The 16,540-nt window shown below is 33.9% G+C and carries 9 protein-coding genes and 1 tRNA gene; 6 read left to right on the forward strand and 4 right to left on the reverse strand.

Features of this window, described 5'->3' with window-relative positions; translation table 11 throughout:
- Positions 1-102 precede the first annotated feature (102 nt).
- Complete coding sequence (gene mutL / locus D1092_RS00800) at positions 103-1,953, reverse strand: DNA mismatch repair endonuclease MutL (RefSeq protein ID WP_120121758.1); 1,851 nt, start codon at positions 1,951-1,953, stop codon at positions 103-105.
- Between the two features lie 272 nt (positions 1,954-2,225).
- Between mutL and D1092_RS00805 the strand changes: the two genes are divergently transcribed.
- Both D1092_RS00805 and lldD read left to right on the forward strand, forming a co-directional pair.
- Positions 2,226-3,314, forward strand: coding sequence for a 2'-deoxycytidine 5'-triphosphate deaminase (locus tag D1092_RS00805; RefSeq protein WP_120121759.1), 1,089 nt, complete (start codon positions 2,226-2,228; stop codon positions 3,312-3,314).
- A gap of 994 nt (positions 3,315-4,308) precedes the next feature.
- Positions 4,309-5,460, forward strand: a complete 1,152-nt coding sequence (lldD, locus tag D1092_RS00810) for an FMN-dependent L-lactate dehydrogenase LldD (RefSeq protein ID WP_120121760.1) — start codon at positions 4,309-4,311, stop codon at positions 5,458-5,460.
- A 3,388-nt stretch (positions 5,461-8,848) separates the two neighbouring features.
- Here the strand turns inward: lldD and D1092_RS00820 are convergent.
- The 3 genes from D1092_RS00820 to D1092_RS00835 form a co-directional block, all read right to left on the reverse strand.
- On the reverse strand, positions 8,849-9,076 hold the full coding sequence (locus tag D1092_RS00820) for a hypothetical protein (RefSeq protein WP_120121763.1): 228 nt from the start codon (positions 9,074-9,076) through the stop codon (positions 8,849-8,851).
- Positions 9,073-9,735 (reverse strand): lysozyme, encoded by a 663-nt coding sequence (locus D1092_RS00825; protein WP_120121764.1) that lies wholly within the window; start codon positions 9,733-9,735, stop codon positions 9,073-9,075. Before D1092_RS00825 ends, D1092_RS00820 begins: the two co-directional genes overlap by 4 nt.
- Before the next feature lie 1,363 nt (positions 9,736-11,098).
- Positions 11,099-11,174: transfer RNA gene (locus tag D1092_RS00835), tRNA-Thr, on the reverse strand.
- 1,959 nt (positions 11,175-13,133) lie between these two features.
- Between D1092_RS00835 and D1092_RS00845 the strand changes: the two genes are divergently transcribed.
- From D1092_RS00845 to D1092_RS00860, 4 genes are read left to right on the forward strand one after another with little or no spacing between them, the layout of a single operon-like run.
- Positions 13,134-14,561 carry an amino acid permease gene (locus tag D1092_RS00845; protein ID WP_120121766.1) on the forward strand — a complete coding sequence of 476 codons (1,428 nt, stop codon included), beginning with the start codon at positions 13,134-13,136 and terminating at the stop codon, positions 14,559-14,561.
- A 41-nt stretch (positions 14,562-14,602) separates the two neighbouring features.
- Positions 14,603-15,283: an energy-coupling factor ABC transporter ATP-binding protein gene (locus D1092_RS00850; protein ID WP_120121767.1), complete on the forward strand. Its 681-nt coding sequence runs from the start codon at positions 14,603-14,605 to the stop codon at positions 15,281-15,283.
- The gene (locus tag D1092_RS00855; RefSeq protein ID WP_120121768.1) at positions 15,280-15,918 is read left to right on the forward strand and encodes an energy-coupling factor transporter transmembrane component T family protein; all 639 of its coding nucleotides are present in this window, start codon (positions 15,280-15,282) and stop codon (positions 15,916-15,918) included. Before D1092_RS00850 ends, D1092_RS00855 begins: the two co-directional genes overlap by 4 nt.
- Before the next feature lie 14 nt (positions 15,919-15,932).
- Complete coding sequence (locus D1092_RS00860; protein ID WP_120121769.1) at positions 15,933-16,487, forward strand: biotin transporter BioY; 555 nt, start codon at positions 15,933-15,935, stop codon at positions 16,485-16,487.
- Positions 16,488-16,540: the final 53 nt, after the last annotated feature.

Raw genomic sequence — 16,540 nt, forward strand, 5'->3', positions numbered from 1 at the left:
TTCCTTTTTATTTGACAGTATTATTCAAAAAAATGCCATAAGATATATTATAAAGTCGAGAGTTAATTAAAAAATATTTTTTTTGTCAAAATGGTTAAGCATTTATTTTCTGCCAAAAAGCCGTTCTATATCTGCTAATTTAAGTTCAATATAAGTAGGGCGTCCATGATTACACGTACTTGTATTGGGTGTTGCCTCCATTTGCCGTAACAGTGCGTTCATTTCTTCGGGATGTAAAAGGCGTCCTGACCGTATTGAGCCGTGACAAGCCATCGTTGCGGCAACATAATTAAGCATTGCTTTTAAATTGTTTGTTGTATCATACTCAGCAGCTTCATCAGCAAGATCTTTAATAAGGGCTTGCACGTTGATCTCTCCTAACATAGAAGGTGTTTCGCGTACAAGAATTGCACCAGGTCCAAATGGTTCTATTCCTAATCCAAATTTTTGCAAAGCATCTTTGTGCGTTAAGAGGCATGTTGCATCCTCTTCAGAGAGTTCTACAATTTCAGGAATCAGTAATAATTGTGAAGGAAGTGGTTTGGTATAAATGGCATTTTTAAGTGCTTCATAAACCAATCGTTCGTGCGCAGCATGCTGATCGACAATGATCAAACTATCTTGAGTTTGGGCGATAATGTAGTTTTTATGGATTTGTGCTCTGGCTGCACCTAGAGGATAAGATAACTCTTCTGATGAAGGTATAGTGCTTGGGTAGGTAGCACCACTTGGTGTATTTAAGCCCTCTATAATAGGCGTGGCATCTTCTTTTAAACCAAAAGAGCTGGTATTCTCCAATGGTTTGTGAATCATTGAAGCGGCGGCAAAATGATGAGACTGCGGGCTATAAGAAGGGGATTGGTGAGCGTTTTTTAAATTGCCTAATGGTTGTTGTATCAACGGCTTTTGTGTTTGAAAAGCTGTAAGCATTGCTTCAGAACGAGTTGAAGTCGGACGAATACCAGATTGCTGCAATGCTTCACGAATTGCTCCAACGATTAAACCACGAATTAATCCTGGATCACGGAATCTCACATCAGCTTTGGCTGGATGAACATTAACATCGACCTCGGTAGGAGGAAGATCAATAAAAAGAATAGCGACAGGATAACGATCCCGTGTCATGACATCAGCGTAAGCACCTCGAATTGCTCCCCATAGAAATTTATCACGCACCGGACGTCCATTAACATAAGCAAATTGATGAAGACTATTATTTCGGTTGAAAGATGGCAAACAAGCAAACCCCGTTAAGCGTACGGATTCGCGTTCAGCATTCAGTGCAATACTGTTAGGGGCAAATTCTTTTCCCATAATTTGGGTAATACGTTGTAATTGTCCTTGAGTATTATTTTCTGTCGCAAACAGTTCCATAGATGTTCTGTCTAGTCCTGAAAGAGAAAAACGGATATGTGGGAATGCGATAGCAATTCGCTTAATCATATCATTAATAGCATTTGTTTCAGCCCGATCAGTTTTCATAAATTTTAACCGTGCAGGCGTGACAAAGAAAAGATCTCGAACTTCAACAATTGTTCCCAGATTTGCAGCAGCTGGTTTGGGTCCTATAATTTTTCCTGCAGTCACGGAAATTTCAGCAGCATTCTCAGCCTCTTTTGTCCGTGAAATGAGTTTGAGTTTAGCAACAGAACCAATAGAAGGGAGGGCTTCTCCTCTAAATCCAAGGAAACAGATATTGTGTACGTCATCGGTAATCTTTGAGGTACAATGGCGAGAAACAGCTAAAGTTAACTGATCAGCAGAAATCCCACAACCATTATCACTTACCTTTATAAAATTTTTTCCACCATTTGCTGTAATAATTTCAATGCGTGTTGCACCGGCATCAATAGCATTTTCAACAAGTTCTTTAACGACATTTGCCGGTCGTTCAATAACTTCACCAGCGGCGATTTGGTTAATAATATTTTCGCTAAGATGGCGTATAATCATATAAATTCTAACAGGACTCTTAAGGGGGTTATAGAAAATTATGATAACATCATTTGTGTAACATTCAAGAATGGGAAGGTATAAGATGTCTTATTTCTAAACGTTTCTTATTTTTTCAAGAGCGTATTATACTAAATGTTTTTCATTGTTCGAAATATCAACAAATTACTTGGAAAAAATAGAAAAAATAATTTTTATCATCCTAAAATAACTTGCACCAATTTATCATCTAAGTCAAAAAAGAAACAGTGTAAAAAGGGAAGGCAACATATATGGCGCGTCTAAGCGGTATTTTAGCAGATAGAGATATACAAGCTTTGATTGATAATAACTTTCTGAAAGCGCACAGTCCGTTTGATAGGTCTCAAATACAACCAGCAAGCCTTGATCTTCGTTTAGGGGAGAAAGCTTATCGTATCCGTGCTTCCTTTATGCCGGGCCTTGAGGCAAAAGTTTTAGATAAGCTTGAACGGTTAAAGTTGCATGAGTTTGATTTACGAGATGGCGCTGTTTTGGAAACAGGGTGTGTTTATATTGTTCCGCTTTTGGAAAGTTTGGCTTTACCAGAGTTTTTATCTGCTATTGCCAATCCCAAAAGCTCTACGGGACGATTAGATATTTTTACACGGGTCATTACGGATAATGCTCAAGAGTTTGATAAAATTTGTGCTGGTTACCATGGTCCGCTTTATTTGGAAATTAGCCCACGAACATTTCCGATTTTGGTGCGTACTGGCTCGCATTTATCACAGCTTCGATTTAGAAAAGGACAAAGTTATTTAAATGAAACTGAGCTGTATGCTTTACAAAGGCAAGAAACGCTGATATCGGATGATCTTCCTAATATTAGTGCTGGAGGTATTGGACTTTCCATTAATTTAAAAGGAGACAAAAACGGGCTTATAGGCTATCGTGGTAAACATCATACAAGTGTTATTGATATTGATAAACGTGCCGCTGCCCGAATTTTAGATTTTTGGGAGCCTCTTTTTGATCGTGGTCAAAGGGAGCTGGTTCTTGATCCTGATGAGTTTTATATTTTAGTCTCACGAGAGTTTGTTCATGTGCCTCCGCTTTATGCCGCAGAAATGACCCCTTTTGATCCCTTAGTGGGTGAGTTTAGGGTACATTATGCAGGTTTTTTTGATCCAGGGTTTGGGCATATGGAAGCGGGCGGTAAAGGAGCAAGAGCGGTTTTAGAAGTGCGGAGCCATGAAGTTCCTTTTATCTTAGAGCATGGTCAAATTATTGGTCGTTTGGTCTATGAGCATATGCTTAATCGACCATCAGCCCTTTATGGGCATGATGTTGGGTCACATTATCAAGCACAGGGTTTAAAATTGTCTAAGCATTTTAAATGAGTTGAAAACGGTGAATTTTGATAAAATATATGTAGGAAATGTATTTTAAGTAAGAAAATGTTATTCTTCACAAAACCGGTACTAAACATTCTATTTTCAGTTTTAAAAGTCATAATAATTGCACTCTCATTTTAGAGGATATGAGAGACACTTTTACTTCTTTTTTAACAGTTTCTATCCATGAGAGGTTCGTTTTTGCTGAACAAAAGAATAATTTTGATTCTTACTCAATATGTCATGCATATATATTATGATAATAAATCGACCAGTTAATAAAATCCGATATAACAATAATGGATTCTGCTTTTAAAACAGACATGCAAGAATTAGATGCTTTTATTAACTTCATTTTCTAGAGCTTAAATATTTTATTCCGTATAGAACTGATCATTAAGAGCTAATAATTAATTTTTACTACAATTCAGTAATAGTTTTTAATGAGGAATGTTCTAAATTTAGGAACTCATTTATAGTTATTGGCGGAGAATTATTAGAGAGGAAGCCCTTTTATTTCTATGAAGATTAAATTTTTTGATGTACGTCACAGATTTATTTCAAGTATGCATAAATACTTTATAGCTTTGGGAGAGGAGAAAATTATCGTTTATACTTAATGAGTATAGACTTCATCTTATTATAAAAGATAGTATAAATAATCTTTAGAGGGAGAAATAACTTAAAATCATACCGAATCAAAGGGAGAAGCAATCACTTTTGAAGAGATACTTATTTACAGGAAGTGTAGTACTTCAATTGCACATGAATAATATATGAGTGAGTATATTATTGCTCCTATTCCGTACTGTGAGGTTTAAAATTTGGGACAGAGAAAGAAAGACGTTGTTTTTATCAATGAGTTTTTTTAGAAAGTTGCAATCTCTGTTACCTCTATCTATTCAATAGAGCGTTTTAGGAAGATATCAAATAGGAGATTGGGGCTCTTATATTTTTTTAGGATGTCTTCTCTTTTTATTTAGGAACAATGGTGTCATCAATGATTATTTCTTCAACATTTGATTATCGCAAGGCTGCAAAGCGTCGTCTTCCTCCCTTTCTTTTTCATTATATTGATGGTGGAGCTTATGCTGAAGAAACGATGCGACATAATTGTACAGATCTTCAAGCACTTGCACTACGTCAAAGGATTCTAAGGCAAGTTGGTACTGTTGATCTTTCAGTCAAACTTTTTGATCAGACACTTAATTTACCGGTTATTCTTGCTCCTGTTGGGCTAACGGGCATGTATGCACGCCGTGGTGAGGTACAAGCTGCGCGTGCAGCCGTTGCAAAAGGGATTCCTTTTACTCTATCTTCTGTTTCAGTTTGCCCTATTGCAGAGGTGCAGGAAGCCGTTGGAGATGCATTTTGGTTTCAACTTTATGTTCTCAAAGATCGTGGATTCATGCGTGATGCATTAGAGCGCGCTTGGGCATCTGGTGTTCGCACGTTGGTTTTTACAGTTGATATGCCAGTTCCAGGGGCCCGTTACCGTGATGCGCATTCAGGGATGTCTGGTCCTTATGCTGGATTACGCCGTTTTTTACAAGCTTTTACACATCCACATTGGGCTTGGGACGTTGGTATTATGGGGCGCCCCCATGATCTTGGAAATATTTCCACTTATCTCAAAAAGAAGATTGCATTGGATGATTATGTTGGTTGGATTGGTGCAAATTTTGATTCATCAATTAGCTGGCATGATCTACAATGGATTCGCGATTTTTGGAAAGGAAAAATGATTTTAAAAGGTATTCTTGATCCAGAAGATGCGCGGGAAGCAGTACAATCTGGTGCTGATGGAATTGTTGTTTCCAATCATGGTGGACGCCAACTCGATGGTGTCTTATCAACGGCACGAGCATTGCCAGCAATTGCGGATGCTGTAAAGAGTGATTTAGTTATTTTAGTGGATTCTGGTGTGCGCTCTGGTCTTGATGTAGTACGCATGATCGCACAAGGCGCAGATGCTGTTATGATTGGTCGTGCTTTTGTTTATGCACTTGCAGCAGCAGGTGAGAAAGGTGTTACTCACCTGCTTGATCTTTTTGCCAATGAAATGCGGGTAGCTATGACATTGACAGGTGCTCAGACAATCAAAGAGATTACGCACAAAAGTTTAGCGAATACAGATGTTTTTAAGCAATGAAAGTTATATTTTTATACTACTTTTAGAAAAAGAAAATTTTTTATAAAAGAGCATCATTGTATATGTAAATATATATTGGTGGTTAACGTTAAAGAAAAAGGTCAAAAATCTCTTCTATAAATTGACAATAAATACCCAATAATAATAGTAAAAAGTACAAATAACACTTCATAAATCTGTTATTCACTTTGTTAAAACGCATTCTAAGGATAAAAAGGAAAAAGCGCTGCGAGCAAAGGAATAACAACTGTTGATATAGAAAAAATAGGTATAAATAATGCTGTAAGTATTTTTCCTCTCCTATTTATAAAAAACATAATACACTATATTTATTTAATATAAAATTAAGCACATACAGTTTATAACTAACTTTACTTTAAAATAAAAATATATTATTTAATAATTTATAAATTATAGTGAAAATAGAGATATATTGTAGACTATCTATAGTATTTATACTTATATTAATGAATAATATATTATATGGACATGGTATTGTTTTTTATAGAATATGTTTTTTAATCTTTTTAAAAATGTATCCACTAGAAAGCAAGACAATGCAATTTAATGTTTTTATCAGTCTCTTTTTTTGCATCCTCAATGATTTATGATGCGTTTAAACTGGACGAGCGTATTAAGATGTAGTTTCATGTTTTTTGTATCTTATGTCATTGCTAACATAGTTTTCATTATACCTTCTTGACTTATTCTATAACTTGCTAAAACAATCCTATTAGCTTCCATTATAGATTGGCTCATCCGGTATTTCTAACGATACAAATTTGCATACAATGCTTATATTTCATAAGTAATCTCGTAATTGCTTCTCCAAGTTCCCCATGAATGCTATGTTCTTTATAAACAACGATAGATTTGTGAGATTTACAGAGTTCTAATATAAATGCAATCATCTAAAGATTGGATTGTTGTTACACTTACAACTGTTGATATAATTTCATATTTTTTGATAACAGAATCTTTGTGATATTGATTTTTACAGCATTACTTAAAGCATGATTATGAATATTTTTAATAGCGTGCTTACTTAAACCTATATAAATGGACGCAGGATTACTAAGAGTAGAAAGAATTGCGATTTCCATTTGATCGAATGATTACGACGTAAGTAATTGGATAATATTTATTTTATCATTAAATGAAAAAGAAAAGTTTTTCTCTCTTTTAAATAGAGGACGGGTTATCACTTAGCCATTAGGGGGAGTTTGTAAGAAACTTGTTTGATGTAAGACAATTTAACATCGCGGCCATTTTTTATCATTTGAAGTCGTAAAAAGATGGCTACAATAGATAAAAAATGATTGGATATAAAAAACTATATTTCTGTTAGTTTCACACCAGTTGCTGATATTGGTGACAAAAAAATTTTACAAAAACAATCATCAAAATTTATTTGAGGATGTTTCTTATAGCATATACATAAAATCTTTTGTCGGGGTATTTTCTTTAGACGGAAATTCATTCTATTCGCTGAAATCGGCAAAAATCTTTCAAGTAATGCCGTAAACTTTTTGGAGGATATTATAACGCTACGATTGTTCTTTTATGAAAAGGTTAGCGTTTAAACGAATTGCTGTGAATTGTTTCAACGCTTAATGAAGAAAGAAGCAGAAATTTTTACGAATTTAGAAGGGAGCAAAAAACTTTATCTTTACAAGCGTATGAGTAGTGAGAAGATAACCAATCTCATACGATGAGAGTTGAAATCCATTGTCGCATTCGGTTTAAACTTTTCCAATTTGAAGGTATACTGAAACTTATTGACGATCCTTTGGCAAGTGTTCGCATTGAACATTTAAGTTGGCCCTGTTTCTATTGTACGTTTTAGACGTCCCAATACCTTGTTTTTGACTCACCCTATTGTGGTATTAAAGGTTATTATGGAAAGTATTTGTGTCAGCGGAAGAATTATCAGATGATGGCATGTTTTTTTATAAAGAAAAGTGCCTTTTGGCTTTAAACAATATGCTAGAAGTTTTAAAAACTTTTAGTTAATTTCATAAAAGAGATTATACCACCTTATATAGATTGCTCTTAAAATAATACAATTTCTGTTAACGAACGGAGCATTACCAATTTTGATTTCTAAAACAGAGAAACAATATGAATTAAAGTTTTTTAATTTCGAAAGTCTGTTGAGAATTTTTCCATAATCTTTTGAAAAAAGTAAACTGATAGAAGGATTTGTATCAAAATAGAGAAACTTTTCTAGCAAGTTACGAATAAATTTAAAAATATATATTGAATATAAAAAATGTTACAACGTATCAGCAGAGAGTGCATTAGAAATGAGAGTAAAAGTGAATAAAGAGGCACAAGGATACATTTCTACTATCTTTTATAATCCACTAAAAATAAAAGTTAAAGCAAAATTTTATATCAAAAATTAAAGGAGGTCTAAAGAACGGCCCCAAAAAGGTGAATGGGCAATGCGTGAAAAGGTGGATAAGAAGGTAAATTAGAAGACTATTTCATAGATTGATCAGCAGCATTCGTAAAGTTTTTCCTCAAGATAGATATTGTGATAGAAGAGGGGGGGTGAATATTTGAAAAATAATATGCATCTTTGGTTATTTCATTATACACATCACGACAAGCGCTATGAAATGGAGTTTGATCTTATCACAAGATTTTCTTTAAAAAAGGCACAAGAACCTGCAAGACATTATAATAATATTTTCAAAGAAGGTACTGGTATTATTGTTTTCAAGAAATTATGCTGGCGCTTTTTTAAAAGTAAAAAGCTGAATTAAAAAATGAAGGCGAAAACGGGCGTTTACTTTCTCCATTGGGATTGTATGTTATTTAGCAGATAGAAAGCAGCTTACCTATAGAAAAATCATATTATCCGCAATGCTCTTGCACCACTTTAGCATGAAAAAGAAAATATAGTGCGAAAATATTTACTCTATCTTTAAAAGCATTGTGGTAAAAAATTGAAACAACGTCATTTACAAAAAGCCAATATCTATGTAGAATTTTGCGGATTGCTTTTTTAGGCAGAGACAGATTTTTAGAGATAACTCTTGCTGAAGACAACTTCTTATATCAAAAGATCTTTTAAGGGCAATTCACAGCATATTTTCTTCTCTTGTCACTCCAATAAGATCAAATAGACTACATAAAGTGTTTTAGCCCATTAAAAGTCTGCTTTTAATTTGAATGGATTCATCTCTTTCAAATTTTTTCATTGATGAATGTTTCAGAGGAATGGCATTTTTATTACTTCACTTTTCGTGTATGTTTCCACCCACATAGACGCTCACCTTGTTCGTTATGTTTTAAGATATCTCTTGCCAAATTTGGACTAATGGCATTAATGTCTTGTCGATTCAAATAAATTGGCAGCCATCCAATACAAGAAGTTCGTTCATTCGTCGCGCATCCAGTTAGAAAGCTTATTGCGCACATCAGCATCACTTTTCTTGTTAATTTCATTTTCTACCTCAAGGCGTGTTTTTGCTGTATTAAAAGCTTCTTTTGTTTGTTTTTGCTTCTCAACTTTTTTCCCAAGGAAAAAGGCTTTCGCTAAAGCTATAAAAAAAGCTGCTATGATTGCTGATGTTGTCGTCAGATATTTCTTTATCCATAAGATCATAGGCGATGTTCCTGAAAACGTTTAGCAATATATATCATCGCTGTACAAGCAGCTAAAACCATAATGCCTGCTAAAGCCCATTGGACAGGACCATTTCCTGCAAAAAGTCCTCCAAGCCCTGAAAAAGAGCCTATAATTGGTGCAAGAGCTTCTATTTTACAAATCCCCGTTACGCCTTCTGGTTCTACAACATGATAATTAGGCGCAACACGAGCTCCTTTCGCCCATAACCCTGCTTCGGCTGCCCGACGATTGACAAGACCTTGGATACGTTTCCCGCCTACTCTTGTCCATTTTTGCAATTCAGTTGGTACCGCTTCATATTCATTGTTATTGAGCTTTTTTAAAAGTGTAGATTTGCAAAAAGCTGTTATTCCTACATTATATGAAAATGACACTAAAGCTGCGAATTGTTCATCACTTAAAGGAACAGTAACAGCTTTTTCAACAGCGACCTCACACTCTTTCAAATCCTGACAAAGGATTCTCTCAGCCTCTTTTTCTGTAATTTGCATGTCTTTATGGACACTTGGGGTGCCAGCTGCACTTGTATGCCCATAGCCAATTGTCCATATTCCACCAGAATCCTCATAGGCCTTTAAACGTAAACCCTCCCATTGCTTAATCAGTGCAAGCCCTTCTGTTGATATTTTTCGCATTATTCTTAATCCTATAATAAAGCCTACATAAAGCAGGACGTGAATTCAAAACTTACATCTATTCAATTTTAAAGCACAAAAAAGCTAGAGGGTTTAATTGAGATAAAACCATCTTAATGAACTTTATTAAAACTCATATAACTTTTTATTATAGAAAAACTCCTTAAATAATATTCATTTTGTATTAATTATTTTCCTTTTAAGCCTAAACACAATAATTTTTAACAAACCACTTTATAAATTTATAATCAGATACTTCACATATAAATATAATTTATCTAGAATAACTTAGAGGAAAATTATTTAAAAAAACAAATACTTTTAGTAAAGAACCTCTTTTCAAAAAAGTAAGGAATATAATAATTAATGAAATAATAGGCATTGATTCTTAAATAATTTCATAATCCATAATTTATCCCATAGAAACTTTTATAAAAACAAAAAAGGCACTAAAGTTAAACACTCTCTACCTATAAATTATCTTAGAATCAATATATCGAATACATAACGTATTATACATATTTAATCAAAAAAGCTATAGTTAATTTAATTGTTCTTTGTTTTTTCTCTAGTTTCTTAATTTACCTAAAAAAATACCTTCATAAAGGATTTCGAATGAACTGTTACGTAAATTTTTTTATAAATAAAATATATCTACATGAAAACATAGTGGGATATTTTATCTCTCTCTTATAGTCTGTTCCTAACTGAAACAATATATTAGAGGAGCATATTCAATCTATAGATCAATGATATTTAATAACTTTTAAAAGAATATTGTACTGTAACAAACTTGAACGGTAAGTTTTGGTTATGTATTTTTTCATATGTATAACGCCTTCATCTTCTTCATATGAAGCGTTTTGGTCAATAATATTATCTTGTCTAGTGTTGTATTAGCTAGGTTTCCAACAACATCTTAAACCAATTAATCAAGCTTTTGAAATCTTTTTAGGTGCAATAACACAAGGTATACAAAAGATTTTTATAAAAGCTACTTGAAGTTAGAAAGGGAATTGTTCCCTCCCAGCATTTTCACCTATTTACATAACATAAAAAATAGAAAGATAATAATATGCTTTGTGATAATGGTGATAGATATGTTTCACCCCATGAATGTGCACAGCTTTTTAGTATATCCACAAACGATACGTATTTAGAGGCTTCAAAGCGTTACTTCCAGAGGCATATAAGTGAGGTAGAGCCGTAAGATGGAGAAAAAAGATGTTAGCTTTTACTTAGAAAAGTACGGAGAAAATAATAACAAACTAAGTAAAATTATATAAGCCTCAAGAGATAGTCTAAAAGGTGGAGAAAAACAGAGAATCAAAAGAAAAGCTTTCAATGTATTAAAAACAAAAAGTGGTGCCGCATGCCGGATTCGAACCAGCGACCCCATCATTACGAATGATGTGCTCTACCAACTGAGCTAATGCGGCATAGGTTTGTGAGTCAATAAGACAAAACTAATTTGAGGGTAATAGCTAAAAGTATGTATAAAAGCAAGTATGCGTTTTTTTCAATAATTTATAATATGTGATAATAATTGAAGGACGAGAACTGTATAAAATTCATGGAAGCAGTATTCTTGTGATTGTAATGCTATAAAATGTTTCCCGCCGATTTATGATAGTGTTCAAATGAAGAAGCTGTGAAAACCTAGATCTTTACGATAAAAAATGGTGTTAAGATATCTTGGTAAAGATAAAAATGTTTTTTGATTCTAAGATAAGAAAGAAATTTATTGAATAAGTGCTCAGGAAACTAAAATTTATCATAAACCTTATATAATGCGAAAATAAGACGAAAGAAGTTGGTTGAAGCTACTTTTCAATTTTGTAGGAAAAAAAGAAGGAAAGTTAATAAAATTAATCATGTTTTTTATTTTAAGATGGTGTCTGAACATGTCGGATGAAAATCGGCTGATAGAATGAGAAACGAAGTTAGCTTATCAAAAGAAGTTCATTGAGGATCTTTCTCGTGTGGATACTGATTAATGGAAAGTTTTGGATGAGATATCTAAAAAGTTAATGTTTTAGCGAGACAATTTTCAGATTCAGAGGAGAGCAGCCTTATTGAAGCTGTTATTTTGCCATTTTCTCAATAAAGCAATATGCTGATTTATAATTATATCTCTATTCAACTTGAATTAAAACTTTGAATACCGTAAGCTTCTCTTATTTTAAATCTCCCCTATGTTGAATAAGCCAAACAATGTTTTTTGCAGGTTACAAGCGGGAGAAGCCCGCGTGGATAAAAACTAATAAGAAAGGGCTAAAAATATCTCTTATGAATCATTTCAAATACCAAGGGGTGTAGCAACGTTTTAGGGCTTGAAAAGTATGTGAAGGTGTTGGCTTGTTACTCTACCAGTGTAAAGATTGAGGTGCTGAATGGATTTACCACTACATCATTCATGGTTGATGTCATGAAATAGGCTTGGGCATATTGAGAGATGTTGTTTTAAAACAAGCGTGTGAATGTGTAACCCAATGGTATTTTATTTTATGTGAGGGCTATGCCCCTATGAAGACACTTTTTATATATGATTTCTAGTACTAAACTTAAGAAAGCTTTTTAAGTACAAAATGCAGCTACAGAAAAATCTAGAGGCTTCAATCTATTTCAATTTTCCTATGCAGGATTTTCTTATAGGCGCGGATTAAATTTATTTGTTAATTTCTTTGAATTGATGCAAATAAAATGATGTGGTCGCTATCGATTAAAAATCATGATTAAATATATATACTTACTATAATAAAGCGTTTTAACCCGTTTTTATAATCAAATGGCTTGTAGTTGTGTTGATAGGGTAAGGGACTCTAGGCTACATCGGTAGTGTATAGTACAGTGAGCTCTAGAAACCTTTTTCAAATTTAAATGTATCCTCCATTATATGTATATGATATTTTTTGAAAAGGTTTTTGTTTTTCGTAAGTTAAGATACAAAATATTATCGCTAAAGCAGCAAAGATAATCCATGCTGGTAGATAAGTGAGAGTAATACAAATGGAGGATAAAAAATCAGGCATTATCTTACATAGAGATTGATTAAGGTTATAGATATCTGTTTGCAGAAGATTTACTAGAATTTTATTAAGGGGGGTTATCGTCCAATGTGATGTGATGACGGAGTGTGCATTATCAATAACGAGCGCTATAATTGTTAGTGTAACAAAAATGAAAGCCATTAATTTTAATAAAGAACGAAGCATATTTCTTCCTGTAGTTTTAATGGAACATTCACATAATGCACAGAAAGATAAGGAGTTGCATTATGACAAAAAAAATAGATTTATGTTCTGTTTTATAATTTCTATTGAAAAAAAATATGTTGAAGATATTATCGCCCCTTCGTGTAAAGATTACAATCAATATTGAGGGGGGAGTGAAGAATAATGCTTAAGAATGCGGATAATGAATTGAAGCGTAATCTTCAAAATCGCCACATTCAAATGATTGCTTTGGGTGGTGTTATAGGGACGGGGCTTTTTTATGGATCAACAGAGGCAATTCAATTGGCGGGTCCTTCGGCTATTCTAGCTTATCTTGTCGGGGGGCTGGTGATATATTTCATTATGCGAATGCTTGGTGAAATGTCTGTAGAAGAACCAACATCGGGTGCTTTTAGTTTTTTTGCTTATAAATATTGGGGGAGTTTAGCAGGTTTTGTAACAGGTTGGAATTATTGGTTTCTTTATATTCTCGTCAGTATGACTGAACTTACAGTGATTGGATTTTATCTAGATCATTGGATTCTATTTGATCATTGGAAGTCATCTTTTATTGTACTTTTGTTTGTCACATTAGTTAATTTATCTAATGTTCGTTTTTATGGCGAATTTGAATTTGGTTGTGCTTTAATCAAAGTTGCTGCTGTTATTGGTATGATTATTTTTGGGATTTTTCTCATTGTCACTGGAATAGGGGGAAATCAAGCGAGTATCCATTATCTCTGGGATCAAGGCGGTTTTTTTCCTTATGGAATTATCGGGGTTATTTTAGCAACTTCTGTAGTAATGTTTTCTTTTGGAGGAACCGAGCTTATTGGTGTTGCTGCTGGAGAGGCCTCTAATCCACAAAAAACAATTCCGGCGGCTATCCGTCAAGTTATGTGGAGAATTATAATTTTTTATATTGGTTCTATCAGCGTTATTATGATAATCAGCCCGTGGAATATGATTGGAAAAAATAGTAGCCCTTTTGTTACAATTTTTGAAACTGTAGGAATTCCTGCTGCGGGTCATATTTTGAATTTTGTGGTTATTATGGCGGCTATTTCTGTTTATAATAGTGGCATTTATTCGAATGGTCGTATGCTTTATAGTTTAGCGATACAAAAAAATGCACCACATATTTTTAGTAAACTGAATGCTGCTCGTGTTCCTTATGTTGCTATCCTTTTCTCATCGTTGTGTACGGCAATAATCGTCGTTATTAATGCTTTCGTTCCTGATAATAGTTTTATGCGAATTATGGCTCTTGCAACTGCTGCTGCACTTATTACTTGGGCTATTATTGTTATTGTTCATTTGAAATTTCGAAAGGCCCATAAGAACAGAAAAAGAAACTTTATTTATGCGTTTGGTTTATATCCTTACGCGAACTATCTTTGCTTATGCTTTCTTGTTTTATTATTTTGTATAATGCTTATAAGTGGGTTTGGGAAAAATGGATTAATGGCTCGACTTTTGAATATGGTAGGAATAAGAATACCTTTTTTTGAGACATATATTCCTGTCCAGATGCCTGATATGAGTTTGGCAGTTATTATTATTCCTCTATGGTGCTTATTTTTACTTTTAGGCTATAAGCTTAAGCGATAACAATAGCTGGAGTAATATAAAGGGTTTGATTGGAATAAACCTTGGGAATTATAAAATTTGATAAGGTAACACAAGTCTTTGGTGAGTTGTGTGTTTTAAAGAATATTACTATACAACTTACCGAAAGGCGTATCGCCATTATTGGTGCAAATGGTTCTGGAAAAAGTACATTTGTTCGTCTTATCAATGGGCTTCAATTACCATCTCAGGGGTTTGTAAGTGTTGATGGGCTTGATACAAAGCGCGATGCAAAGGCGGTAAAGCGTAAAGTAGGGTTTGTTTTTCAAAATCCTGACAACCAAATTGTTTTACCCCTAGTGGAAGAAGATTTATCTTTTGGTCTTAAAAATTTGAAGCTTAGTAAAGATGAAATTAAGGAGCGTGTAGATGAAATTTTACAGCGCTATGATCTTCAAGCTTTTAGAGATCACCCAGTTCATTTATTAAGCGGTGGACAAAAACAACTTGTTGCCATTTCCAGTGTAGTAGCAATGAAACCAGACTATATTGTTTTTGATGAGCCAACGACATTACTTGATTTACGAAATAAACTCCGTGTTGCACAGGTTATAGAAGAGTTATCACAAACAGCGATTGTTGTATCACATGACTTGGAATTTCTCAAAAAATTTGATAGAGTGCTTGTTTTTGAGAGAGGGGAGATAGCAATTGATGATGTACCTTTTGTTGCTATCAAGGAATATATAAGAAGAATGTCATGATCGGTTTATATATTCCAAGGGATACATTTATTCATAGTTTAAGTCCTGGAGTTAAGTTATTATTTCTTACGGTATGTGGAACTTTTATAATAATGGTTTCATCTATACCACTTCTTGGACTATTTTTATTACTTTTAGTCTTATTCTATAGAATCGCCAAGATCCCTTTTCGTACTGTGATAAAGCAGTTTAAATCGGTAGGATTACTTTTAGTTCTTCTCTTTGCATTTCAGACTCTTTTTAGTAGTCTGCTTACAGGGGTCGAGGTCCTATTACGCCTTATTATTCTTTTTTCTTTATCATCACTTATTTCATTTACAACAAAAGTTTCAGATATGGTGGCTTCAATTGAAGCAGGGCTTCAGCCATTTCGGTATTTTGGTATAAATCCATCAAAAGTAAGTATGGTTATCTCTATGGCTATCCGCTTTATTCCTCTTTTGAGGGAAAAGTTTACTGAAGTGCATGAAGCACAGCAAGCACGTGGACTGAATACGAATATTGTCGCTCTTGCAATACCTTTAATTATACGAACCATAAGAATGGCTTCAGAAGTAGCGGAAGCATTGGAAGCGCGTTCTTATGATACTGATATTATTGATAAAGTATCTAATAATAATCAAAGCTTTTCATAATGAAAGGATAATAAATGAATACAAAAGACTTAGCCTATGTTGCTTTATTTGCTGCTATTTATGCTGTTTTGGGTCTTTTCCCACCTATCCATCTTCCTTTTTTGCTGGGGGTACCTATTACAGCTCAGTCGATGGGACCGATGTTAGCAGGATCTATACTTGGAGCAAAAAGAGGGGCTTTAGCGTCACTTCTTTTTCTTGTCCTTGTTGCGATTGGACTGCCTCTATTGCCTGGTGGTCGTGGTGGAATCAGTGTCTTTGCAGGAATTGCTAGTGGTTATCTGATAGGTTTTCCATTCGCTGCTTTTTTTATTGGTTTAATGGTTGAATTGTTTTGGCAACGGTTAAATCTTATAACATTATTTGTGATAAATGCTGTAGGTGGTATAGGAGTTGTCTATGCTTTTGGTGTTCCATGGACAGCATATATGACGAAAATCTCTCTACTAAAAGCTTTAATAGCGTCATCGGTTTTTTTGATAGGCGATAGTTTAAAAGTACTGATTGCATCCTTTGTTGCGCTTGCAATTAAAAAATCTGTTCCTCTCATTTATAAAAAGAAAGAGTAGTCTTTATTTTGGATATATTTAAATTATCTTGAGATATTTCTCGTGCTGTAAAA

It is taken from the genome of Bartonella krasnovii, from assembly GCF_003606345.3.
GTDB lineage: Bacteria > Pseudomonadota > Alphaproteobacteria > Rhizobiales > Rhizobiaceae > Bartonella > Bartonella krasnovii.